The organism is Roseomonas sp. 18066, assembly GCF_902706185.1.
GTDB lineage: Bacteria > Pseudomonadota > Alphaproteobacteria > Acetobacterales > Acetobacteraceae > Pseudoroseomonas.
On sequence record NZ_CACSJM010000017.1, the window covers coordinates 26,755 to 51,055 of the forward strand.

Consider the following 24,301-nt stretch of genomic DNA (forward strand, 5'->3'; position numbering starts at 1 on the left):
TCGGGCTATGCGAAGGGGCAGTGGCTTTGCCCGCCATCCCGATGGCATCCCTCCCCAGCGTCGCATTCTCAGCGTTGTCGAGAGCGTCGATGTGCGTGCTGGACGCCGTGTTGCTGCTTTGGCTGCCGGTCATGACGAGCCATCCGTGTGCAGCTCATCGGCTGCACCGCTATTCCGCGTCATTTGGTTGGCCTGTGACTTAGCGGAAGCTGGCTAAGAACACGGCGCGGCCCTATGGTGGTAAGCGTTCAGACTTCACCAGCAATAGTGCCTACCCCGCGTCGGCCTAGCGCCGCGCGGGTTTATGGGGTCGAGCTTTTCTTTTGCTCAGCAGCGCGATGCGCATGCGTACGTGCCGCGGCCCATAGCTCACAGTCCGCAAGACGATAACTGATCCGGCGTGGGCCAAGGCGCACGAAGGGCGGTCCATCGCCGCTCACGCGCCAGCGTGCCGCCGTACGACGGGCGACATTGTATCGCTTGGAAAACTCTTCCTCAGTCAGATACGCGGACATTGGCTGCCCCTCTGTGCAACAGCGCGACATGCGCTGTCAGGGCCAGCTATGGATTCTCAGAAGGCACGCAGTCGAAGGCATGCAGTAAGCAGTCAGTAGGCAGTCAGCAGTCAGCAGTGAGGTGGCCGCAGCGGTTACCTGGATTGAGAGCTGGCTGCTTTAGAGCGCTTGGCAACGAACGGTGGGCACGACGGATCACACGCTCCTGAAATCCAAGTTGCTGCATGACGGGCAATACCTCCTTGATGAAATGTTTGCGGCCATTCAGCTCAGCAAATTTTTGAACCCAGCCCTGCAGCCATTTGCGAGCAATGTCGTCGCGAACCGTTGCGGGGGCTCTTTTAGGCACGCTGTGGCCATCTTGGAGGTGAGCCGTTGCCTCAGGTTTAGGAAGTATTGCGGTCCTCAATGTCGTGGGCGCGGTTGTATGTGGCTGAAGGAAGGGCTCAATCGTCGGCTCAGCATCTCGACCGACGGCATCTGCTACAGCCTGATCTTCCAATGCGGCAGGGAATGGCTTGACGTCTGACAACGCGTCCATCGCCTTATCCGCCCATGCAAAAAGCGCGGTGCGCTCGATCTCGATTGGGCTTCGATGGCCGAGGAAATTGGCAACGGTGCCTGCTTCCCAATCGATGGGCGCAGATGTCCAGCTGTAGACCTTAGCTATAAAGAAGCAGTCTTCCCCGATGGTGTAGATTGTCTCGTCACAACCGGCAGGCAAACGAGAGCCTCCTTCTCCAGGAGAGAAGGGCGCGTTGCGCATATGACCCCATTGACGCTTATCGCCGTTCCATCCCGCAATGCGGTGCTTCAACGCCGCCGTCCGGAGAGCATCGATTAGCGCTTCGCGAATGTGCTGCGCGCACTTACCAAGGCGCTGTGCCAGGAATGCAGGTGCGTCAGCTAAGCGTAGCCATCCCGTGTGGTCTTGGGACATTGGTATGTCGAGTGGCTTGGCGCCTTGCTCCCCAGCCCGATGAGCAACTGCATCAGCACATTTGGCGACGCTTTCCATGGCCTTCTGAGTGGCGGTGACGTCGCGCTTTAGCAGTGCCAAGTCGGCGTCACATGTACCATCGGCTTTCGCGGCAGTAGTAAGACGGTCAACCGCTTCAATAAATAATTTGTACGACGATGCTTGATCTTTGAGTGATTCATTCAAGTGCATTATTTTAAGCTCCAAATATTGTAGGAAAAACGCCTTGTTGAATTAAATAGGAAACATCTGTCATTTTTACTTTATTTCCCTAAACTTTTTGTTGTTGGACATCATAGGGCATTCGTTCGTCTTTGCTCAATGTCGTCACTTTCGGTAGCGGTAGCGTTCCCCGGTCGCCACGATTAGACCATTGGTCCGAAAGCAATTAGGATTTAAGTGGCCACGCTAACGATTCATGTTCTTGATATGTTCCATCCCTATTCTAGCCTTCCCTCCATGGCCGACTATGTACCCACGTCACCTGAACCGCTGCCTGCCAACCTTTCGGAGGCATCGCCCGAGGAGCTGGCCGATGCCCTGGCTTACGCGCTGCGCTACGACGAGCGCGGCAAGCCCAGACCTTCCGGCGGGCAACTGGTGGCCAGCCTAGCTGCCGAGCGCTTGGTCCAGCATCTTGCCCGGTCCGGCTACGTCGTGATGAAGCGGCCGCCCTCACGACTGCACAGCGCCGGATAGCCTCATGCCCGCACCGGCAGCCGTCCTGGACGATCTCAGGGCTCAGCTCGCCAGGATTGAGCAGGGCAATACCAGCATCTCTGTTTCCCCGCTGTCGCTGGGCTTCAGCCTTGACCGGCATCTGCCGGGCGGCGGCCTGGCTCGCGGGGCTCTGCACGAGGTGCAGGCGGCTGACGTGGGCGCTGGCCTGGCCTTCTGCGCGCTACTGCTGATGCGGACGCGCGGCACCGTCCTCTGGATCTCGCCGCGCAGCCCGAGCCGGTCTGGGCGCCCGGGCTTCAGTAGCTCGGCTTGGTTGGCCGCTTGATCCTGGCCCGCTACCGCACCCCGGCCGACGGTCTCTGGGCCATGGCGGAGGCTCTGCGCTGCCCGGCCCTTGGTGGCGTGGTGCTGCGCCTCGACCAGCTCGACAAGAGCGCCTCAAGACGCCTGCAGCTGGTCGTGGAGGGTAGTGAGCGGTGCTGCGCACCGAGACGGCAGGGCAGGGGCCTACGGCCGCAAGACGCGCTGGCGGGCGGCTTCTCTCCCCGACCCGGCGGCCGAGCCTCGCTGGCAACTTGACCTGCTGCGTTGCTGCGGCGGCCGGCAGGGGTCCTGGGTGGTAGAGCTCCAGGGCTGCGAGATCCGAGCCGTTCCCGCCCATTGGATGCGATCGGCGTGACCAGGCCGCTACCTCGCCCTGCATCTGCCGGGTCTGCCACTGGACCGGCTGACGCGGCTCGACCCAGGCCTGCGCCATTAGCCGCTGGCGACCTGGAACAAGCGGGCCGCGGTCCTGGCATTAGGTTCATAACAGCCTTAGAACCATGGCCATAACGAGGCGCAGGGGAGCTCAGCCGGTGTCCAACAGGATCGTTGTCCACGAGGAGGTGGAAACAGGCCGGCGCCTATCGATGACGGACGTCCGTTTCACACCTCTGGACTACGAGACGCTGCGCACTAACCGGCCAAGGGGCGATGTTCTGCTGCCGATCTCGTTGGGCGGTTGCGTCGTGTCTAGTGACCATCCCGGAATAGCCGCCGGTCAGTATCTTCGGGCAGCATTCGAGCTCAATAGCCCCTTCACATCGGACGCTGTCAGCCTCGTCCCTGGCGGGTGGCTCCCATCGACGCTCGCCGGCAAAGGAGGCGACGCAACTCTCCTTATCGATCGCAACGTCGCCACTGAGATCCTGTCGCGTTTCGTAGACGGGTCTAGCAAGGGCCGGGCACCAGACTTTCTTGATTTCCTCGAAGACCAGAATGTCATCATCAATCCGGCGCTGTGCGCAATCGAGGGGGACAGCAGGGCGGAACCTACGCTCGACGACATCCGACGCTTGGTGGAAACTACGGCGGCTAAGCTTGCGAAGGCGCTGCCTAAGGCAAGGATAGCGGCAGGGGAGGACATGATCGAGGGGGTCTCCCGAATTGCGGCCAACACCGCTGGCTCCTTGGGAGATCGAAGCCGCTTTCTAATTGAACTGGCTCCTCATCTGGAAAATCCCGTCTCGGCTGCACGTAAGGAAGCGGCTTGGCTGATGGTGCTGGAAGCTGCTGATCGCCACGGCGTGGCGCGACGCAGTCTCGTCGTCCTGGCAGCACTCAGCGTTGTGACGGCCAAGCAGGAGCACGCCCACGCCCGTGGTGTCCTAAAGTTCAAACCTAACGGGTACACTGCTGGCGACGCCTATAACGCCTTGGCCGACCTGCGCGCGCTGGAGATTTATCTGACTGCCGTGGCGTTGTTCCCGGAGGCACCGCCCGCATTCTGCACCATTGATCGGGAGCTGGCACTTTTCTGGGCTGCACTCCGGGCGGAGAACTTCCGTGCGGCGGGTGGCACTGCCACCTACGACCTGAACCCGATCGATGGCCTGTTTGCTAGCGATTACAGGTCGCGCTGGCTCAACGACACAGGCGCGCACTGAGCGAGCGGACTGATGCAGCGTTATGGCCAGCCCCATAGATGGCCAAGGCGACACCGGCGCGCCAGCTGCTGCGCGAACCAACCGAACAGGTTATGGACGAGAGTGCTGCTCCGGTTGGCGCGCGTCGCCAAGCGCTGCGGCGGCGGCTGGCTGCGGATTTCCACTTCGATGGCGTAGAGGGCAGCGACGCGCCGCAGGGTTTCCTCGGCGATCGGGGCCGCTTTGCTCTGCGCGAGGTCGTAGAACCGGCGTCGGACATGGCTCCAGCAGGTGGCGAGGAGCGCCGGGCCCGCATTCGCTGCGGGCGGAGCTGCAGCTGCAGGCGGCCGAGGTGCTGGCCAGCACCTATCGCGATGCCCGGCCGGTGATGGAAATGCCACGGGGCTATGGCAATGGGCACAGGGAAGGCCTGCGGCACCTCAGCCACGACGAGTATCTGGCCGCGCAACGCGCCTGGCAGGATTACCGCGGCTGGCTGGAGGTGGTGCAGAAACGCCTTGGCCCGCAGCACGCCACGGCTGTGCGGGATGCCGTGGTGCTGCAGGAGCCGGCGCCAGCCTAGCGCGTCCGCCAAGCGCTGGACGCGCTGGACGGGCATTGGAAGCTGTCGTAGCTGATCCGGCTCAGACCAGAGCTCGACGCTGCCGGTGGCCGACAGGTGGCGCAGCTGCTCGAGCACGGCCTCGGGCGGCGGCCGGATCCCCCAGTGTCGAGGAGAAAGCCTCATGCTTGCACCCCAGACGCCCTCATCATCGCTCGGCACCCGAAATGCTTGCCCACTACCGAAGCGTAGCTTATATACTACACATGATTGAGGTTCGGCAGACACGGGACTTCCAAAGTTGGGCGACTAGCCTGCGGGATCCCGTGGCCAAGGCCCGCATCGCTGCTCGGATCGACCGGGTGAGGCGCGGCAACCTGGGTGACGTGAAGGCGGTGGGCAACGGAGTGTCAGAATTGCGCATCGACCACGGTCCTGGATATCGCCTGTATTTTGTCCAGCGGGGCGCCGTGGTGGTGATCCTGCTGTGCGGCGGGGATAAGGGTAGCCAAAGTCAGGACATCGCCGAGGCGAAGGCTATGGCAGAGGATTTGGAGAACTGAGCATGGCAACCGAGACTATCGCATTCGACGCTGCCGAGCTTCTGGACACCCCCGAAGCCCAGGCCGCTTACCTGTCCGAGATCATGGCCGAGGGAGATGCAGCGGCCATGGCAGAGGCCATTGGCACTATCGCTCGGGCCCGCGGCATGACCGTCATTGCCCGGGAGGCCGGCGTGTCGCGCGTAAGCCTCTATCGAACCCTCAGCGGCAAGGGAAACCCAGAACTGGCGACCATCACGAAGGTGTTGGCTGCCATGGGGCTGCGGTTGTCAGTTACCCCAACAAGCGCCTGATTCAGCGTACTGCCCCCCGCCCATCAGAGGACGTTGCGGGGATATGCGAGTGGCCTCTCCATACATCAATGCACCCGTGTGCCGGGGGTATGACCCCTGATAGCTACTGTTCGGATATCGGACAGGGTAGAGGTGGCACCACGCGGAAGGCCTGGCCACCACAAGCAGCGCCAGTCAGGCCATGACCGCGGCAATACGGGCGTGTTTGGAGGCGAAGATCCAGGCAGAGGCCTGGCCGGTTGAAGACGCAAGGGCACCTGCGGCAGGGCTCGGTGATCATCTGCAGCGTGCCAGACAATACCCTTCTGGCAGAGGCCGCATGCATCGCTACTAAGGCCTGCCGCTGGACCGTCGCGCTCCTTCGGCGCACTCAACGTCCCGTCTGCCACCGGAATCACTAACAACGCCCGGAAGACGCCTGATGGGCAACTACAAGGTGCAGCGGCCCAGTTAATTCCCACGTTGCATCATTTTATAGGCCCATTATCCTGGGCTGAGCGGGAGATGCGCGATGAAGAACCCATATCGAGGCTTACCCGATTACGCCTTTTGGTCTCGTGCGGTTCCTCGAAATCCAGAAGCGCTTGTGGCTCCGCTTACCACGCCCGAATTCTCTATCAATGCGACTGATGCCGTGGCGACCGCGGGCAGTTGCTTTGCCCAGCACATTGCCCGGCACCTCGATCGCAATGGTTTTTCCTATCTGTGCGCCGAGAGAAGTACGGCCGGCCTTGCTGATCCACACGGCTATGATCTCTTTTCAGCACGCTATGGCAATATCTACACCTGCCGGCAGCTGCTGCAGACCTTCGACCGGGCCTATGGTCTGTTTGACCCCATCGACGACGTATGGCGCCGAGAAGACGGGAGATACATCGATGCTTTTCGTCCTCGCCTGGTAGAAGATGGCTTTGCTAATCCGGATGCCGTTCGGCAGCACCGAGTTCCCCATTTTGCCGCTATCCGCAAGGTCTTTGAAAAATGCCGGGTGTTCATTTTCACACTTGGTCTGACAGAAGCATGGGTCAGCAAGCTTGATGGCGCGGTTTATCCGCTTGCTCCTGGCGTCGTCGGCGAAGGACGAGGCGACGGCGATTATGCCTTCGTCAACTTCAAGGCTTCTCAGGTATCAGGCGATCTTTCGGCCTTTATCGACAAGCTTCGCCAGGTGAATCCGAATGCAAAAATCATCCTCACCGTGTCGCCTGTTCCGCTTGTAGCAACCTACTCAGGAAAACACGTCCTTTCAGCCAATACCTATAGCAAATCAGTTCTGAGGGTTGCTGCACAAGAGGTTGCCGACGTCTACGGTGACGTCATGTATTTCCCATCCTTTGAGATTATCACCGGGCCCCAAGCGCGAGGCAGCTACTACGGTGAAGACCTCAGGACGGTCACACCAGAAGGCGTGGAGGCCGTCATGGCCGTTTTCAGCCGCCATATGATGCGAGAGACGAAAGACATTGGCATTGCCTCGTCGGATGCACAGGTCGATCCGGCTTTGTCAGACGTACAAAGAGGCATGACGGATACCGCCGTCGCCACAGCGGAAAAGGCTGTTGCTGACGAGCAGGCTGAGGCTTCCCTCATCATTTGCGATGAAGAAGAGATTGAGAGAAGCGTGCTGGGCAACAGAGAATGAGAATTCTGATCGTCGGCAATTGTCAGACATCTGCCTTCCGAGATGCCACGCAGATCTGGCTGCCGAAGGCCGAGATCGTTCATTATTCCTCGGCGTCGTCAGCAACCGCTGCGAAGGCCGAGACAATTGCAGCCTCACTACCGAGCTTCGATGTGGCGCTCATTCACCCTATCCAGGAAGCCCGCTTTGGGCCGCTTCAGAAAAGCGCATTGCTCCAAGCGATTCACTCAAACGTCCATCTAATGCCCAGCCTAGCCTTCACCGGATATCAGCCCGACTTCGTTTACATCAGTAAGCCTAAGGGAAATCCTAGCGTCGGACCTCTTGGCGTATGCTCGTCAGCATTAGCAGCTGCTGCCTTCTGCGAAGGCCTATCCGTTGAGCGCACGGTTCGACTGTTCAATAGCTACGTCTATTCCCGACTTGGATACTTCTCCGAGTTTCATAGCGCCTCGAAGGGGCTGATCAAGCAGCTATGCGCCTTTGGTCTCGATGGGAGCAGCATTCTCAATGAATGGTCTGGCCGATCATTTATGCACACCCCAATTCATCCGAAGGCCTACGCAATTTCGGATCTTTGCCATGCGATTCTGAGAAAACTCGATTTGATCGACGACGTCTCGCCTGAGCTTGGGGACACGCTAGGCGATCGCTTAATCAATCATCCCGTGTGGCCGGTCTACCCGGAACTCGGATCTCGCGTTGGCGTAAGAGGATGCTTGCTTTTCCGGCGAGCTTTGCCGCCGCCTGATGGGAGCGCTCTTAAGGTTCATAACCTGTCTGAATTCGTCGAAGCTTCGTTCTCGCATTTTTCAAGCTTTCCTGCTGAGTTGGCTGAGATTTCGAGATCAAAGGCCAAGATTGCGCGAGCCGTTCAGTTCATTCGAATGGAAGTCCGTGCTGGAAAGGATCCAAGCACTTTGGATTGCATCGGCGGCCATGGCCCGGCGCATAAGGCTATCCCTATTTCTGCTTAGCCTTTGTATGCCGGTAGCTGGCGATGCGTCAGTCCTCGTTGCGCCGAGCCGTTCCAATCCAAACTGGAGTGCATCGACGGCGAGATGCACACTTCCCTGCTGGGGAAGCGATCGCACACATGATGACTTCATCGATCGGCGCTGGTGAGGAGCTCTGCCAAGTTGTCTAGCAGCGTGTCCGGGGCGAATGGCCACTGGATGGCTGGCGGCCCCCCGATTAGTGGGGCTGGGGCCAGGCTCAGCCTCACAAAAGGGACCCGCAGCATGATAAGTGCCGCGGCCAGAGGGTCGGCCCGCATGGGGCCGCGCAGCACGTCATTAAACACTGCCATTTGCACGTCGACTATCGACAGCGCTCGTAGCGCCTCGCTGATGCAGGAAACCGGTCCAACAATTTCGGCGCCGGCGTCGGTAAGAATGTCGGTAACATGGGTGGCGAGAAAAAAGCTGTCCTCCGCCACAAGGATGCGCTGCTGCCGCAAGACTGCATGATTTTTCTTCACCCTGTCCTCACGAAAAAGAGGGTACCACTCCCGTCGCGAAGCTTAAACACAATCATTCCGGCATCGCAAGATGACTAATAAGGCCGAGATCAAGTTAGCCTACGTAGCGTGTCTGAGGAGTGTGTGGCCCCCTCAGACCGGGCGGGCACAGGCGGCGCTTTGCCGCTAAGGGTTGCCGCGCGGGATCTGCGCTATCGCCGCAAGGATGGGGACTATGCTGTCCGGCAGGGTGCCGAACGCACTCTGCTCTTCGCCGCGGAAGATGTGCTGGTTCTCTTCAGGCCGGGGCGATGCGCGACACCTGGAGCAATCTACCCCTAATGTCAGCTAACTAACCGGACAGCCTCGTGCCGGCGGTAGGGGCGAATCAGAACCGCACGCGCAAACTGCTCCTGCAACGCTGGGGGATACCAGGCCAACGATCTACGGCGACGCGCCGGTCACGAACATCTGCACAGCGCTGGCGCACTAGTTGGCGGTCAGCGACTGGTCGATCAGCGTTCGGAAGGTGCCGTCTATCGCCTTCCGCAACTATAGCGGTTCCTGTTGTGCCGTGACGCGTTGGCATATGTACTAACCCTCACCGCAGTTGTCGGGGGCAAGGAGACCGGCACAGTGGCGGGCAGGCTCGCCGTGCATGGGAAGGCGCCTCAACACAGGCCACGTGCCTCGAGGTCACGGCGGAAGCGCTGACCTTCCCCGCGGATCCACAGATCGGCGCTCGCGCGGCCTTCTGCCCGCGCCCGCCGGGCATATTCGATCTCGAGACGGCGGCGCTCTGCAGGTGGCAGCGCATCGGCGGAGCAGCGCGGTCGCACAGTGCGGTTCTCGCCGGAGCGAGGACCTGGCCGCTGGCTGCGGGCACGGTTCTGGTGGTCCTGCGACCGCTGCCATTGCTGATGCTCGAGGTGGCGGTTTAGCGTGTTTAGGTCCTGGGCGCCCGCTGGCGCCATCAGAAGAAGACCGATTCCGGCCGCCACAATGAATGCGCGCACATGGCCTCCCCTTTGACAATGCTTCCGCGATGGCATCGCATCACGCCAGATCACAGTCACCTTGGCTTGATGGAAATGCGGCGCTGCACAGGAAACAATCAGTGCTGATCAAGCGTACGGGCAGCCTCGGTACATCAGCGCGGACCTTAATGTCTTCCAGCGCCGTCGACGATCGCATGCTGCACCCTCGGTACCAAGGCCAACCTGATCGAAGAATGGCATACTCGCTACGGCTCCCAAAACGCCGAGCCCACATGGTCGGGGCGAAGATCAATCTAATAGCGATTTCGCCATCCTAAAAACGTCGCGGGCGATGAACATTTGTCTGTCAGCGACTTGGAAGGTTGCGAAGGAATGGCAACGGCCGCTGCTGGATGATCCACTCGAGATGGTGCTGACAAGCGCCCGGCAGGATGGCCTGGGTGCCAACGGCGCTTAACCGGATGCATGGCTCCCAGCCGGCCGTGAGACGCCGCGCTACGGAACCAGCGCGGCGCCTGCATTGAGATTAAGCGGCTTTGACCTGCGGCTGCCGCGTGCCAGCTCGCGCACAATGACGTCTCTCACGGCCCCAACGGTCACTCTGGACCCGGTACTCGTGCGGAACAGCGAAGTCGGGACGGTTCGGCTGCGTCGTTTCAATGTCGGTCCCACCTCCTTGGCAACGGCTGTAGTTCCGGCTTAGCCTCGCCGTAGGCGCCCGTCATGAGGCGCATCAGGGGAACACGTCCATGCCGATCAAACGGCGCGGCCTGCTGGCCGCAACCATGGGGGGCAGCCTCGCCACTCCAGCCTTCCTGCATGCGCAAGGCAACTGGCCGGGTGAACGCCCGATCCAGATCATCGTCCCCTTCCCACCTGGCGGCGGCACAGACATCAACATCCGGGCCATGGTGAGCCATTTCGAGCGGCACCTGCCCAGCGCGCGCTTCGTTGTCGTTAATCGTGGCGGGGCGGGCGGCGAGATCGGCTACACAGCCATGTCCCAGGCGGCGCCGGACGGGTTGACCATTGGCACCGTCATCACGCCGAGCCTGCAGACCATCACCATCGAACGGCAGCCACGCTACGCGCTCACCGACTTTGCCTACCTGGGCAGTATCGTGGAGGATCCGGGCGGCTTCCATGTAGCGCCGAACGGACCGATCCGCAGCCTGGCCGACCTCGTGACGCAGGCCAAGGCGCAGCCTGGTGCCATCACGGTGGGCACGGCGGGCATCGGCTCGGACGACCACCTGCTGATGCTGGCATTGGAACGCGCGGCCGGCGTCAGCCTCAACCATGTGCCCTTCGCCGGCCAGGCGCCAACGGTGACGGCGCTGATCGGCGGCCACATCCATGTGGCGTCAATGAACATGGGGGAGAGCGTTGCGCTGATCCGCGAGGGCCGCGTGCGCGCCGTGGCAGCCGCCGGCGGTGCGCGCTTCGCCATGACGCCAGAGGTGCCAACCTTCCGCGAGGCAGGCTATGCGATCGACACTGGGGTCGTGCGCAGCCTCGTCACCCCCGCCGCCACGCCGGAGCCGATCCGCAGGCGGATGGAGGCCATGGTCGAGGCGGTGATGCGCGACCCGGCCTGGATTGCGGAAGCGGACCGGCTCTTCGTTCCGCTGCGCTACCGCGGCTCGGCCGAGACACGTGACCTGGTGCTGCGCGAGGCCGAGGCGCTGCGCGACGTCTGGCAGCAGCGCCCCTGGCGCGACAGCTGAGGAGTGACTGCAATGCGCGTGATTGATCTCTCGACTCCGGTGAAGACGGGCCATTTTCGCTGGACCGACGTGCAGCGTAAGCTGCTCAAGAGCCACGACACCGGCACGGGCCAGGGCACCTGGGCGGGCTGGAACATGCACGCTTTCACGCACATGGACAGCCCACGCCATGTGGATCCCGACGGCTTCACTACAGACGCCATCACACCAGACATGACGGTCGGCCCCGGCGCCGTGATCGATGTTTCCGACGTCCCCGCCAACAGCCCGATCCCCGGTGAGGTGCTGGCCGCCGCCGGTAGCCATGTTCGGCGCGGCGACTTCGCCCTGATCCGCACCCGCTGGGACGAGCGAGCGAGCATCGACACGCCGGAATACTGGCTGAACGCGCCCTGGATGACGGCGGAGGGCGCGGTCTGGCTTTATGAGCGGGGCATCAAGGCGATCGGTTTCGACTTCCCGCAGGATCGCTGCATCCGCTTCTTTCTCACGGGTGAGAAGCGGCCGCCGTTGCCGGAGCATGTGACGCATTTCCACCTGCTGAAGCGCGGGGTGATCATGTTCGAATATCTCTGCAACATGGGCGCTTTGACGCAGGCCCGGAACCAGGTGGTTGGGCTGCCGATCAAAATCCCGGATTCGGACGGGGCGCCCGCGCGGGTCATCGCCATGGAGGATGCAGCATGAGCATCGCCGGGCAATGCGCGCTCGTAACAGGTGGTGGTTCCGGCATTGGCGCGGGCATCGCGCAGCGCCTCGCGCGCGACGGGGCAGCGGTGCTGATCGCCGACATCAATGCGGCCGCCGCCGAAAGCATCGCCGCCGGCATCCGCGAAGCGGGCGGCCAAGCGCGGGCCTTCGCCATGGATGTGGCTGAGCCTGTCCAGGCGGAGGCGGCGGTCACCGAGGCTGAGGCGCATTTTGGCCGGTTGCGCATCGCTGTGTGCAACGCCGGCATCACCGACCGCAAGCCGGTGTTAGAGATGGCGCTCGCGGATTTCGAGCACGTACTCCGGGTAAACCTGATTGGCTGCTTCGTTACGGCCCAGGCAGCTGCGCGGGCGATGACCCGCGGTGAGGAGGATCAGCGCGGTGGCCGCATCGTCACCATCTCTTCCGTCTCCGGCCAGTTCGGCGGCACGGGCCGCGCGGCCTATGGCGCCAGCAAGGGCGGGATCGAGGTGCTGACCAAGGTGCTGGCGGCTGAGCTTGCCGAGCACGGCATCACGGTGAATGGCGTGGCGCCGGGACCAACGCAGATCGCCCGCACCGCCCATGGGCCGCGCCAGCGCGCAGCCTTCCTGGGCCGCATGGCGGTGCAGCGCTACGGCACTCCGGAAGACATCGCCGCCGCCGTTACTTTCCTGTGCCAGGAGGAGAACGGCTTTGTCACCGGCCACATCCTCAACGTGGATGGCGGCTTTGCCTCCAGCGGGGTCCTATACGATCCGACGGAAGGCTCCTGATAGATCCTGCATCCCGTCAACGGTTGGTGGTACTGCCGCCCGCTGCCGAAACGCCCCGCATCTGCTCACCACAGAAAATTGGCAGTTGGAGCGCTACTGGCCGGTCACCGGGCCAAGCAGCCTGGCGTTCCAAGCCTAGCTTCTACGTTGTCTCGGCCGAGGTCCAGACGATCAATCCCGACCAGCCGGGCTTCCGCCGCGGCAATCGAAGCTGCATCTTGCAGTCGACACGCTGGGGCATCTGCTGGCGCTGCATGTCACGCCCGCCAGCGCGGACGATCGCGCCGAGGTCGGACGACTGGCCCAGGCCGTGCAGACTTCGACGGGAGAGAGCGTCGATCTCGCCTATGTCGATCAGGGCTTCACTGGCGCGCGTGCCACCGCGGCGGCAAAGGCGCATGGCATCGAGCTCGAGGTGGTGAAGCTCTCTGAAGCCAAGCGTGGCTTCGTGCTGCTGCCCCGGCGTTGGGTGGTCGAGCGATCCTTCGCCTGGGCCACCCGTTTCCGCCGCTTGGTCAAAGACTACGAGCGCTACGCCAGGACTCTGGCCGATCTCCACCTTGTCGCCTTCGCCTGCCTCATGCTTAAGCAGGTCGCGGGACTGGCCGAGGGTTCATAACAGCCTCTAGCCTCGTAATTTTGGCAAGAGAACTGATACTGCTCGTCAGCCGGGCGGGGTGCTGGCGTCAAACTGGTACGCACCCTCCGCCTCAGCGCAGCGATCAGCTGGCTGCATCAATCCGCGTGGCCACTCTAAGCCATGGAAAAAGGGCGTGCCAATGCGGCGCGGAGGGTTACCCACGCTAATATCGTAAAGCAGAACCACGCCGATCCGGCCCATCTCAGGGTCGGGAAACTCTAGTCGGCCGCAAAGCATCACCCCCGGCGCGTCGGGCCGCGGATGGATAGACAGGGCGTAAAGATAGAAAGCATGATCGGCTTCCTCCGGCATAGCCGCCAGGACAGCGCGAATGGCGTCTCGCAGCAGCCAGTTGCGCTCGGCCATGTCCAGTGCGCGGCAAGGTGGAGAGCCTAGCAGGCCAAACGCCATAGCTAGCAGCAGGATCAGGCTACAGCGCAGCGGCACAGCTCATCTCCCTCAGATGGCGCTTAGAACAAGACCAAAGGGCGTCTTCAGCTTCCATCAAACAGAGGATTCGCACTGCGATGTGAGGGATTAATCGATGTGCGACGACGTTCGCTGCAGCAGATATTCCTGGTGCCGTCAGCTTATTTGTCAAAACTTCAGATTGGTAAGACCGTGGGCACCTACGCCTCTCTATCTGATCGATAGCTACGCAGAAATCCATAACGGCCTAATGCAGGCGGCACAGGACGGTTTACCTAAGCTACCGTCGCTCCATGGTAGGCACCATGCTGTCCTGCAGATGCAATCCACCTTCACCAGGGTCGGATTCATTGGGGGCCTTCAGCACGCCGGCGCGGTCGTATCCTGTTGCGCCATGGCCTGCAGCACGTTGCTCAGGTGGCTACGCAACTTGGCGTCTTTCCAGGACGTGCCGCGCCAACTCAGATAGCCGTCCGGCCTCACTAAGAAGGCGGCTGCCCCCTGGCCGTATACCGACGTGAAGCGGCCGAGCTCATCCTGCAACACAGTGAGACACGGATAGCCGCTAAGGCTGGCGATACTAGCTGTAGTGATGGCGGCCACGCGCAGGCGCCCACTTGTCAGGTCGCGTGCCTCTTGCGCGAAGCGTGCGAGTGCGGCCAGCGCTGCGGAAAGGTCAGGGTTGCCGCCAGATAGGAAGGTGAGCAGCACATGGTCGGTGCCCCGGAGCACATCGTGTAACCGTAGCGGGAAGCCCAGCCCGCGCTGCCGCAGCCCTTCAAAGTCCGGCGCGCGGTCGCCCGCCGCCGGTCCATCTAGCGTGGCTGCCGCGTCCTGTACCCAAGGGGTGCCGCGATAGGAGACGGGGATCTGAGTATCCGCCAGCCGATCCGCGGTGCTGGCCTCTCGCCCAATGCTCTCCGAAGCCGCCCGGGTGCGGGCAATCACCGCGGCGCCGATGGGGCGGCGCTCCGTCTCGTAGCTGTCCAGCAGCGTCTCCGGTGCAGCGTCATGCAGCACCAGAGCCAGCTTCCAGGCGAGGTTATAGGCGTCCTGGATGCCGGTATTCATGCCCTGGCCGCCGGTCGGCGGGTGGATGTGTGCAGCATCACCAGCAATGAAGACGCGGCCTTCCCGGTAGCGCGTGGCCAGCCGCATGCTGATACGGAAGATCGAGGACCAGCGCAGCCCTGATAGCTTTGGCCGGTCCGGCAGGAGGTCGTCGGCTACAGCCTGAAGGTCGCCTAGCGAGGGGCCCGGTAGCTCCGCCTGCAGGCCATGCCCCGTGCCGCTCGAGGGGCCCGCCTCAGGTGGCGCGACCATTGAGACGCGATAGCGTCCCTGTTCCGGCAGCGGCACGGCCACGAATAAGTCGGGTCGAACTGACTCCCGCAGGCGCAGCGCGCGCAGCGTCATGCCATAGGGCAGGTCCCAGGCGATGCGCACATCGCCCAGCATGAAAGTGACCGGCATAGCCTCGCCCTCGAAGCCGATGCCCAGAGCGTGTCGTACAGTGCTATGCGCCCCGTCGCAGCCCACTACGTACCGGAACCGAGCGTCCTCGGCGGTACCGTTGGCCAGGGTCAGCCGCACCGCTACCGCATCCCCCTGTTGCTTAAATTCCGATATCGTAACGCCTCGTTCAACCCGAAGCCCGGCTCGGCCGAGATGGCGCGCCAGTAAACGCTCCGTCTCATTCTGAGGTAGGCCGAGATGGCCATAGGGCAGGGCGGACTGGTCCAGCAGAGTCTCCGCCGACGGCCGGCCCTGGATGACTGAGCGCATGCCGGTGATCCAAAGCCCAGCCTCGATCATCTCATGCGCTATGCCCATATCGTCCCAGACTTCCAGTGTGCGCGGCGTTACCCCGATGGCGCGGCAATACGGTGAAGCGACGGCCAACCGGTCGATGATGCGACAACGAGTGCCGTGGCGAGCCAGTTCGCAGGCAAGCGTCAGTCCCACGGGGCCCGCGCCGACGATAAGAACCTCCGCCATAGGCCTATCCGCCTCCGCTGTCTGATCCAAATACAATCGGAATGGCTTAACGATAGCGACGGTTGGTCTGTGGCCGCTTGGTTATCGTCGTTCGGCCGCCTGCAGTGCTTCGAGCGAGGCGGCCAGACCGCGCAGCGAGACCGGGATCGATAAGGTTGCGCCCTCTGCATTGGTGTATTCAACGCGGGCGGCCTCAGCACGCTGCGCGAAGGCGATGACCTCGCCGTCTGGCAAGGCCACCTCGGCGAAGCAGCCACGTGGCATGCAGCGGCGGAAGGCCAGGGCCAGCGCTGCCTGTTCGTCAGCCATCAGGCGGATCGGGTCACCAATCGTGATATGCGCGCCGACCTGTACGGTAAGTAGTAACAACGCGCCCGGTAAGGATCGCCGCGCCGTGACCTGGGCTAGAATTTGAGCGCGGGTGTCCTGGATGGTTTGCGCCACTTCGCAGCTCCGCTGGCTGCCGACCGGCAACACACAGCGAAGCACCCAGTCGCCGTAGGAGGCGGTGGTACGCTCGGGCTGTGGCGCCGCTGCGGCAGGGGCGTTCGCCGCTGAAGGCAGTATTTGGGCGGCGAGGCGGTCAGCCCCTCCAACGACGCCCCCCGTGATTAGGACACAGTAAAGAAGCCGCCTACAAAGCAGTGCGGACCAGACCGGACGACATAGATTCGGGGGCATCGTTCCAAAGCCTCCTGCGCTCAGAACCGGTAGGCCATCTGGCCCACGCCAGCATGGGAAACGAAGCCGTCACCGGCCTCCAGTCTGTACTGGACACCAAAATCCCAGTTGGCGCCGCTCAGTAGATCAGCGCCCAGGGTGACCTTGGCCAGGACATCGGGAATTGGAGTGGTGGCACGGAAGCCACGGCCGGATGGCTGGTCGGCGAAGCGGGCAGTCGCCGCCCAATCGTCATGCGCCATGGCAGCAATGCCGGCGCTGGCATAGGGTCGCAGAGTAATGGCGGTGCCCAGGCGGATGCGCGCCCCCAGCTCAATCGCCGGCACTGCGGAGAACAGCGTAGAGCCTTCGGATTGAACCGCTAGATTGAACGGAGAGGCCCCGGACTCCGTATAGCCGCCGCTGCGCACATACGTCAGGTGCAGGTCCAGCCGTGGCTGCAAGTACCAGCCATCGAAAGGCATCTGGTAGGCTAGACGGGAATGCGCGCCGACATGCCAGGCGTTGGGCGAGGCTTTGGCGGTAGAGCCGAATGTGCCGACCGAGACCAAGCGCTGGCTGTCGTACCAGCCATAGCCAGCATCTAATCCTCCAGAAAGCTGCCACGGGCCGCGCTGAAAGCGCAGCGAGGCGCCGAGCAGAAGGTTCTCGCCCGAGACCTTGGAGCTGCCTTCATCGCCACGGAACTGGCTGTTTTCATAAGCCACTGAGGCGCCCACAAACCAGTCCTGCGCCACCCGTCGCTGGGCACCAGTTTGGAAGGTCCAGCTTCGAGCTTGGTAGCCCAAGCTGCCGCCCGTGCCATCTTGATCGGCGTAGCTGCCGAAGGCGCGGCCCCAAACGCAGTGGTCTTCAGGCTGCGCCGAGCCAGTAGCCCCATACGTCCCGCATTCGTTCAACATATTGGCGACAAAGCCGTGACTGCTGCTGTAGCGGGAGGCGGCGATGGCGCCGATGGTCTGGCCTGAGATGCTGTTCAGCGTACGGTTATAGGCGGCGTTGTCAGGTGTTCCCGCTAGGGCAGTGAAGGCAGCATCCATACTGGCGCCACTGTCCCATAGTTCCTGCAGGTGGGCGGCTACCCGCTGCTGGTTGGTGCCAAGCGACGCGGCAGCCGTCTGGAACTCTGCGATCGGTAGGATCTGCAGGCTGTTGTTGCCGGGCACGGCCTCGAAGCGCAGCAAGTGCGTGCGGGCGATGTTAAAGCCGGCCTCGGTGGTCAGGCCCTCCGTTGCGCTGAGCATCGGCACGGCACGGTTGGCCAACACCAGCGGATGCACCTCGACTGTACCGGAAAGGCTAGCCCGGCCCCGCACCAGAAGTTCGTCGGTAGCGCCGCCACTATGGTTGGTCTCGATAACCAGGCGACCGCTGGCGCCTTGCAGCAGCTGGCCGGTCAGGACGGTCTGGCCGGCCCTGCCGATGCCGCCCACATGCAAGGCGCCGTCGTTGCGCAGGGTCCCCCCGCCCAGATAGATCATCGAGGGGGCCGAGAGCAGGCCGCCGGGCCGGTTCTCGAGGGAACTGCCGGCCCCGTCATTCATCATGACGTCGCCGAGGATCCTGCCGCTATTGGCGATGGTCGTGTTGCTGGCAGGCGAGTTGGTCAGGATGGCGAAGCCATGTGAATCGCTGCGGCCGATGGTGCCGGCATTGTCGATGCGGTTGCCCGTGCCGCCGAGCAGCCGGACCGCCGCCGCGTCCTGCTCGCCGGGCGCCTGGCCGGTGGGCGAGCTCGGCAGCCCGCCCAGGACGGTGGATGCCGGGTCGAGCGAGATGCTGATCGGGCCCGCGCTGCTGCCGTCGCTCTGCGCCAGGATCCCCGCCGAGCCCAGCCCATAGGCGCCGACCTGGCTGCCGGTCAGCGCGATGGTCACCGCGCCGCCCGCGCCGCTGCCGCCGGCGGTGCCGCGCGCCTGGACATTCGTGACCGTCGCATCGGTGGTGCTGATGTTCATGAGGCCGCCGCCGCCGCCGATGCTTTGGGCGAACAGGGCCGGGGCGAAGCTGCCGGTGGTCGTGACCTGCGCCTGGCCGAGGCTGACGCTGACCGCGCCGCCATTGCCGGTGCTCGCCTTGACGGCGTCGCTGGTGCGCAGCTGGTAACGGTTGACAGCCGAGAAGTCGCCGGCCGCGCCGCCGCCGCCGCCGATGCTCTGGGCCAGCACGCCGAAAGCGCCGTCGCCGCTGGTCCGCAGCACCGTGCCGGCCTGCAGCCTGATCGTGACGTTGCCGCCATCGCCCTGGGCGCCGCCGCTGCCGCCGGTGCCGCCTGGCGGGATAGTGGCGCGGCCGCCCACCAGGAGCCCGCCGCCGCCGCCGACCGACTGCGCCAGGATGCCATGCGCATTGAGGCCGGAGGTGGTCAGCGGCGCATTCGTGGTGACCAGCACCGTGCCGCCCTGGCCGGCGATGCCGTTGCGCCCGCCGAAATCAAGCACCAGCCCGTGCACGTCGCCGATCCGCCCCTGCGGATTGTCGGCGATCTTGGCAGGGTCGAAGGTCTGGTCGGTCGTCATGGTGCGGACCAGGCCGCCGCCGCCGCCGATGCTTTGCGCCAGGATGCCGATGCCATGCTTGCCGCCGGTAACCAGGCTGCTGCCGCCTTCGGTGGTGACGCTGACGGCGCCGCCGTCGCCGCCCACGCCGCCGCTGCCGCCAATGCCGACGGACAGGCTTCTCAGCGAGCCGCTGACGGTGCCGGCCAGGGCGGCCTCGCCGCCGCCGCCGCCGACGCTCTGCGCGAAGATGCCGAAGGCGGCGACACCCTGCGTCACGATGCTGCCGCCGGCGCCGTTGACGACGTTGACGCCGCCGCCATTGCCGCCGCCGCCGGCATTGCCGCCGACGCCGATGGCGCTCTGCACCGGGGTGTCGTCGCTGGCCGCGCTGGTGGAGCTGGCGCCGCCGCCGCTGCCGCCGCCGCCGCCGATGCTCTGGGCATAGATGCCGTCCGATTGCGCGCCCAGCGTGCTGATCTGTCCGGTATTGGTGGCGCTGACCAGGCCGCCAGGGCCGGCGGCGCCCCCGGTGCCGCCGACCGAGACGGAGACCTGGATGCTGACGCTGCTGCCTTCCTCATCCTTGCCGGACTGCGGCTGGTCGAAGATGCCGTTCAGCTCCTTCGCCGTGGCCTGGATATTCTCCCCGATCTGGCCGATCTGCAGGATGCCGTCGGCGATCCTGGTGACGGCCTGGTTGAAGTTCAGGCCGGCGGCCAGCGTGTCGTAGAGCGCCTGCGCATTGGAGAGGTCGGTCACGCCGCCCGCGGTCGCGCCGCCTTTGCCGGCCTTGCCGCCGCCGCCGCCGATGCTCTGCACCGCCAGGCCGATGGCGTCGGTGCCCCGGGTCAGGATGCTGCCCGAATTCACCACCGTCGCGGCATTGCCCTGGCCGCCCGCGCCGCCCTGGCCGCCGACGCCGACCGCGATGCTCAGGTTGCCGCCGGCGTAGGTGGCCGTGCCGCCGCCCGCCGCCCCGCCGCCGCCGCCGACGCTTTGCGCGAAGACCGCGTCGGCGCCATCGCCACGGGTCAGGATGGCGCCGCTGTTGCGAAGGTCCACCGTCCCGGCATCGCCGCCGGTGCCGCCGCGGCCGCCGACGCCGACCGCGGTGGCAAAGCTGAATTTGGCATCGGACGCCGAGGCCGAGGCATCGCCGCCGCCGCCCGCGCCGCCGCCGCCGCCGATGCTTTGCGCGATGACGCCATAGGCATCCTGGCCGCGCGTGGCCACCAGCCCCTGGTTGATCACCGTCACGGCGCCGCCGGTGCCGCCGGTGCCGCCGCGGCCGCCCACCGCGACGCTGATCGAGATCGACACGCCGCCCTGGCCGCCGGAGCCATAGGAGGCGGCGGTGCTGTCGCCGCCCGCGCCGCCGCCGCCGCCGATGCTTTGCACGATGACGCCCATGGCGGCATCGCCCGCCGTGGTGATCAGCCCGGTATTGGTGAGCCCCGCCGCACCGCCGGTATTGCCCGCCCCGCCCTGGCCGCCGGTCGCGAAGTCGACGGAGATGGCCGGGATTTCCTGGGTCGGCGAGATGTCGACGGAGCGCGCCGCGGCGGCGCCGCCGGTGCCGCCGCCGCCGCCGATGCTCTGGATCAGCACCCCCGCCGCATTCGGGCCGTAGGTGGTGATCTGGCCGCCATTGGTCACGAAGGCGCGGTTCCCGGGCCCGCCGCCGCCGCCGCCGCCGCCCACGGCCACCGAGGCAACCGGCACGATGCCGCCGTTGAACGACAGCGCCGACCCGCCCTTGCCGCCGCCGCCGCCGATGCTCTGCGCCTGGATGCCGGCGGCATGGTCGCCATAGGTCGTGACCAGCCCGCCATTGACCAGGCTGAGCGGGCCGGCGCGGCCGCCGCCGCCGGCATCGCCGCCGACGGTCATGGAGATCAGGCCGATGCCCTTGGAGGTGGCGCTGCCGCCGGCGCCGCCGGCGCCGCCGATGCTCTGCGCCAGCACGCCGCCGCCGCCCAGGGTGCTGGTCGAGGCGACGATGCCGGCGCCCAGGTTGACGCGCAGGCTGTTGCCGTCGCCGCCGACGCCGCCATTGCCGCCGATGGCGAATTGCGCGCCGATCGCGATGTCGTTGGTGTCGCCGCCGGAACCGCCACCGCCGCCGATGCTCTGCGCCAGCAGGCCGATGGCGTTGCGCCCGGTGACGATGACCAGGCCGTTCGGCGCGTCGATGGCGACCGGCCCGCCATTGCCGCCCGCCGCCCCGGCGCCGCCATCGGCGTTGAATCTGGCCTGGCCGCCGGCGCCGCCGCCGCCGCCGACGCTCTGCACCAGGGCGCCATGCGCATAATTGCCGGCGGTGCGAATGATGCCCGTGGTCCTGGCGGCGCCGAGGGTCAGGCTGGCGCTGCCGCCGATCCCGGCGCGGCCACCACTGCCGGCCTGGCCTTCCACCGCCTCGGCATTGGCGCCCAGCCCGCCGCCACCGCCATTGGCCTGCACCAGCACGCCCTGGCCGCTGACCACGCCGTCGACATCGCTGCCGGTGAAGCCGACGCTGCCCAGGATGGTGGCGCCGGCGATGCCGCCGCCGCCGCCATTGCCGCCATTGCCGCCGGAGGTGGCGATGGAGAAGACCGCCGGCACGCCGCCCGCGCCGCCCTGGCCGCCATTGGCCTGGACGCTGATGCCGCTGCCGGCGGCGGTGCCCGGCGCCAGGGTCACGGCGATGCTGCCGCCGCCCAGCGTGACGCCGGCCGTGCCGCCGGCGCCGCCATCGCCGCCGCGACCGCCGGTGGTGGTGATGAAGCTGTAATACGCATCGCCGCCGGCGCCGCCGGCGCCGCCATCGGCCACGGCCACCAGCCCCTGCCCTCCGGTCTGGATCGTGCCGCCGGTCCAGCGTAGCGTGGTGCCGCCGGCCGCGCCGCCGCGGCCGCCATCGCCGCCCTGGGTGGTGTCGAAGAGGTCCGCGGTGGCGCCGATGCCGCCATCGCCGCCGCCGCCGCCGAAGGACTGCACCCTGACCCCTGCCGTGAGCGCCAGCACGGTGCCACTGGCGACCAGGGAAGCGCTGCCGCCATCGCCGCCGCCGCCGCCTGCCGAGGCCTGCTTGTAGAAGATGCCGGCCGTGCCGCTGTCGCCGCCGCGCCCGCCGGCGCCGCCGCGCGACACCAGGTCGAGGCCGATGCCGGCGGGCCCCGAGGCAGGATCGGCCACGAAGCGGCCGTCGAAGCCAATGGTGACGACGCCGCCGGCGCCGCCCTGGCCGCCGGTTGCCTCGCCGGTTTCCGAGGCTCTGACGCCGCCCTGGCCGCCAGCGCCGCCGATGCTGGAGATCGGCGCGCCGAAGGTCTGCAGCCCGGCATCCGGGTTGCCGCCGCCGATGACGAGCAGATTAGTATTGGTGCCAGTGATCTGCGCGCCGGCCTGGCCGGGGCTGCCGGGGGGATGGCCGCCATCGCCGCCATCGATGCCGGGGCAACCGGCTAGGCCTCGCGAGACAACGCCATAGGGGGTCTGCGGTGCGGTCGTGCCGAAAGTTTGGTTTGCGTAATCGGCCTGGATCGGCGCAGGCGGCGCTGGGTTGCCGCTGGCATTGCAGGGCGTTTGTGCTTGTCCAGCGTTCGGCAGCAGAAATTGCCCGGCTGCGCAGGCGCCAAGCATGATGCCGAGGTTGCGGCCGGGCGCGGTCGCCATAGCCCGCAACAGTGCACCGGTCGTTTTGATCCGGTCATCCTTTGACACTTGGCGCTCCCCCCCGGAATAAGCCAACACCCATATGAATACGCGCGCAGTAAAATTGCTTATGCGTAACATTATGCCTATAATACCAATGGCGTGCCAAGCCACTTTGGTACGGCAATATCCATTTTGCATTTAGATTGAATTCGGTCAGCTCGGCGTAAGCGGCGGTTCCTAAGCAGCATCACGGCGCGCCCCTCCGGCCAGCCTTTCTCAGGCAAGACAAAGGGAGCGGCCGATACATGATGCAAAGGAGAAAATCAGCATGACCCTGCGGGCGATCCTGTCCCTAGCCTTGTGCTCGCTGGCTCCGGAGCCACTGACGGCGGCAGAACTGCAAGCTGACATTCCTCGCATCTTTCAGGCCAGAGTTGATCCACTAGCCCCAACCGAGCGCAGAGCAATGATTGGTCATTCATGGACCGAGGGATGCCCAGTGCCGCTGGACGACCTGATGGCCATCCGTCTCAACCATTGGGGCTATGACGACACTGTGCGGCAGGGAGTGCTGGTCGTGCATCGTAAGGTCAGCGGTGAGGTGGTCGAAGCCTTCCGCACCTTGTTCGACGCAGGCTTCCCCATCGAACGGATCCAGCCCTACGAGACCTATGGGATCGGAGAATACGCGGCCAGCAATGCCACCGTTGGTTTCTACTGCCGCCCGGCCCAGGACAGCCCATCAGTCTTCAGCTGGCACGCTTACGGGCTAGCGATCGACCTGAACCCAATGACCAACCCGTATCGCGACCCTAAAGGGTGGTGGCCGGCCGGATCGGACACGAACAGCAGTCGCAACCAAGTCATGCCCGGGCTGATCGCGCCGCGGTCCGCCCCCGTGGCCGCCTTCCTGGCCCAGGGGTGGGCCTGGGGAGGTACCCACACGGCCAGTCCGGATTACATGCATTTCGGCAAAGTGACGCTGGGCGACGAACCCAATCCGCTGAATCGTAACATTTGGGTGGACCGGCTCCGCTACACGCCTGACTAATTGCAGCGCTCTTTTGCAGCCCATTCCCCCTACCTTTGGCAGAAGCAGCCAATAGGCAATCCTGTTTTTCTGCGCTGTATCTTGGTAATAGCAGCAGTCTGCTTTTTCGATGAGAGCGGAATGGTCCTGGGCAAGCCTTCCTTCACTCAAACGGGGCGCCACGCGGCCAAAGAAGTGCAGTGTTTGGATCCGCATGAGCCTTGAGAGGGCGCTAGCGGCTCTACCAGAGATAGTTACCACATTTTGCGCCGCAGCAGGGTGTCCGACGTGGGCCAATCGCCCCCCTACTGGCAGCGAACATTAGGCCATCGGTGGTCACACCTAAGCCAGTGTTGGGCGTTTGGTTTCGATCTTTGATTTTTCGTATCGGAAATCGGGTTGGTCATTGAAATGAAATGGGAATAAATCAAAGCGTCGAAATCAAAAAAATCAAACGGGGGAATTTAATCTGGGAATGGGAGCCCCTTGCGGTGGGGGACCCCCTCGCCGGACCGGGATTCGACCCCCCCACCCCCCTCCTGCCCTTGCTGCAGGCTCCTCAAGCGCCGCCAGAGGCCACAGAGCGGG

General features: G+C 64.6%; 19 protein-coding genes and 1 pseudogene. 13 read left to right on the plus strand and 7 right to left on the minus strand.

The features are described 5' to 3' along the window. Positions 1 to 618: 618 nt before the first annotated feature. A complete protein-coding gene (locus GVN67_RS05580) occupies positions 619 to 1,686 on the minus strand; it encodes a hypothetical protein (RefSeq protein ID WP_159993654.1) in 1,068 nt (355 codons plus the stop codon). A gap of 267 nt (positions 1,687 to 1,953) precedes the next feature. Between GVN67_RS05580 and GVN67_RS05585 the strand changes: the two genes are divergently transcribed. From GVN67_RS05585 to GVN67_RS05595, 3 genes are all read left to right on the plus strand, one after another. Further along, positions 1,954 to 2,193 carry a hypothetical protein gene (locus GVN67_RS05585; RefSeq protein ID WP_159993656.1) on the plus strand — a complete coding sequence of 80 codons (240 nt, stop codon included), beginning with the start codon at positions 1,954 to 1,956 and terminating at the stop codon, positions 2,191 to 2,193. A 4-nt stretch (positions 2,194 to 2,197) separates the two neighbouring features. After that, entirely contained in the window at positions 2,198 to 2,500 is a 303-nt protein-coding gene (locus GVN67_RS05590) for a hypothetical protein (RefSeq protein WP_159993657.1), read from the plus strand. Between the two features lie 532 nt (positions 2,501 to 3,032). Continuing rightward, positions 3,033 to 4,103, plus strand: a complete 1,071-nt coding sequence (locus GVN67_RS05595; protein WP_159993659.1) for a hypothetical protein — start codon at positions 3,033 to 3,035, stop codon at positions 4,101 to 4,103. A gap of 20 nt (positions 4,104 to 4,123) precedes the next feature. On the opposite strand, the gene GVN67_RS05600 is transcribed toward GVN67_RS05595, so the two are convergent. After that, positions 4,124 to 4,483 carry a transposase gene (locus GVN67_RS05600; RefSeq protein WP_159993661.1) on the minus strand — a complete coding sequence of 120 codons (360 nt, stop codon included), beginning with the start codon at positions 4,481 to 4,483 and terminating at the stop codon, positions 4,124 to 4,126. On the opposite strand from GVN67_RS05600, the gene GVN67_RS05605 reads away from it, so the two are divergent. From GVN67_RS05605 to GVN67_RS05625, 5 genes are all read left to right on the plus strand, one after another. Beyond that, positions 4,435 to 4,665, plus strand: a complete 231-nt coding sequence (locus GVN67_RS05605) for a hypothetical protein (RefSeq protein ID WP_200845142.1) — start codon at positions 4,435 to 4,437, stop codon at positions 4,663 to 4,665. The genes GVN67_RS05600 and GVN67_RS05605 overlap by 49 nt on opposite strands. A 245-nt stretch (positions 4,666 to 4,910) precedes the next feature. Next, on the plus strand, positions 4,911 to 5,207 hold the full coding sequence (locus GVN67_RS05610; RefSeq protein ID WP_159993693.1) for a type II toxin-antitoxin system RelE/ParE family toxin: 297 nt from the start codon (positions 4,911 to 4,913) through the stop codon (positions 5,205 to 5,207). Positions 5,208 to 5,209: 2 nt separating this feature from the next. Then, positions 5,210 to 5,500, plus strand: a complete 291-nt coding sequence (locus GVN67_RS05615) for an addiction module antidote protein (RefSeq protein WP_159993665.1) — start codon at positions 5,210 to 5,212, stop codon at positions 5,498 to 5,500. Between the two features lie 511 nt (positions 5,501 to 6,011). Further along, a complete protein-coding gene (locus GVN67_RS05620; RefSeq protein ID WP_159993667.1) occupies positions 6,012 to 7,142 on the plus strand; it encodes a GSCFA domain-containing protein in 1,131 nt (376 codons plus the stop codon). Then, positions 7,139 to 8,119 carry a WcbI family polysaccharide biosynthesis putative acetyltransferase gene (locus GVN67_RS05625; protein ID WP_159993669.1) on the plus strand — a complete coding sequence of 327 codons (981 nt, stop codon included), beginning with the start codon at positions 7,139 to 7,141 and terminating at the stop codon, positions 8,117 to 8,119. Before GVN67_RS05620 ends, GVN67_RS05625 begins: the two co-directional genes overlap by 4 nt. A gap of 128 nt (positions 8,120 to 8,247) precedes the next feature. Here the strand turns inward: GVN67_RS05625 and GVN67_RS05630 are convergent, their stop codons facing one another. Beyond that, positions 8,248 to 8,601: a hypothetical protein gene (locus GVN67_RS05630; protein WP_159993671.1), complete on the minus strand. Its 354-nt coding sequence runs from the start codon at positions 8,599 to 8,601 to the stop codon at positions 8,248 to 8,250. Between the two features lie 1,747 nt (positions 8,602 to 10,348). On the opposite strand from GVN67_RS05630, the gene GVN67_RS05635 reads away from it, so the two are divergent. The 4 genes and pseudogenes from GVN67_RS05635 to GVN67_RS05655 form a co-directional block, all read left to right on the plus strand. Continuing rightward, positions 10,349 to 11,326: a tripartite tricarboxylate transporter substrate binding protein gene (locus GVN67_RS05635; RefSeq protein WP_159993673.1), complete on the plus strand. Its 978-nt coding sequence runs from the start codon at positions 10,349 to 10,351 to the stop codon at positions 11,324 to 11,326. Positions 11,327 to 11,338: 12 nt separating this feature from the next. After that, complete coding sequence (locus GVN67_RS05640; RefSeq protein WP_159993675.1) at positions 11,339 to 12,013, plus strand: cyclase family protein; 675 nt, start codon at positions 11,339 to 11,341, stop codon at positions 12,011 to 12,013. Then, entirely contained in the window at positions 12,010 to 12,792 is a 783-nt protein-coding gene (locus tag GVN67_RS05645; protein ID WP_159993677.1) for an SDR family NAD(P)-dependent oxidoreductase, read from the plus strand. Before GVN67_RS05640 ends, GVN67_RS05645 begins: the two co-directional genes overlap by 4 nt. A gap of 199 nt (positions 12,793 to 12,991) precedes the next feature. After that, positions 12,992 to 13,411: pseudogene (locus GVN67_RS05655) on the plus strand (transposase); the annotation flags it as partial. A gap of 45 nt (positions 13,412 to 13,456) precedes the next feature. Here GVN67_RS05655 and GVN67_RS05660 read toward each other — a convergent pair. The 4 genes from GVN67_RS05660 to GVN67_RS05675 all read right to left on the minus strand — a co-directional run bounded on the left by GVN67_RS05660 (position 13,457) and on the right by GVN67_RS05675 (position 22,701). Next, positions 13,457 to 13,798 carry a hypothetical protein gene (locus tag GVN67_RS05660; protein ID WP_159993679.1) on the minus strand — a complete coding sequence of 114 codons (342 nt, stop codon included), beginning with the start codon at positions 13,796 to 13,798 and terminating at the stop codon, positions 13,457 to 13,459. 423 nt (positions 13,799 to 14,221) lie between these two features. Continuing rightward, positions 14,222 to 15,859, minus strand: coding sequence for an FAD-dependent monooxygenase (locus tag GVN67_RS05665; RefSeq protein WP_159993681.1), 1,638 nt, complete (start codon positions 15,857 to 15,859; stop codon positions 14,222 to 14,224). An 81-nt stretch (positions 15,860 to 15,940) separates the two neighbouring features. Continuing rightward, entirely contained in the window at positions 15,941 to 16,540 is a 600-nt protein-coding gene (locus GVN67_RS30315) for an invasion associated locus B family protein (RefSeq protein WP_255430371.1), read from the minus strand. Between the two features lie 20 nt (positions 16,541 to 16,560). Continuing rightward, the gene (locus GVN67_RS05675) at positions 16,561 to 22,701 is read right to left on the minus strand and encodes an autotransporter outer membrane beta-barrel domain-containing protein (RefSeq protein ID WP_159993685.1); all 6,141 of its coding nucleotides are present in this window, start codon (positions 22,699 to 22,701) and stop codon (positions 16,561 to 16,563) included. Between the two features lie 310 nt (positions 22,702 to 23,011). Here GVN67_RS05675 and GVN67_RS05680 point away from each other — a divergent pair, with 310 nt between their 5' ends. Next, on the plus strand, positions 23,012 to 23,734 hold the full coding sequence (locus tag GVN67_RS05680; protein WP_159993687.1) for a M15 family metallopeptidase: 723 nt from the start codon (positions 23,012 to 23,014) through the stop codon (positions 23,732 to 23,734). Positions 23,735 to 24,301 lie beyond the last annotated feature (567 nt).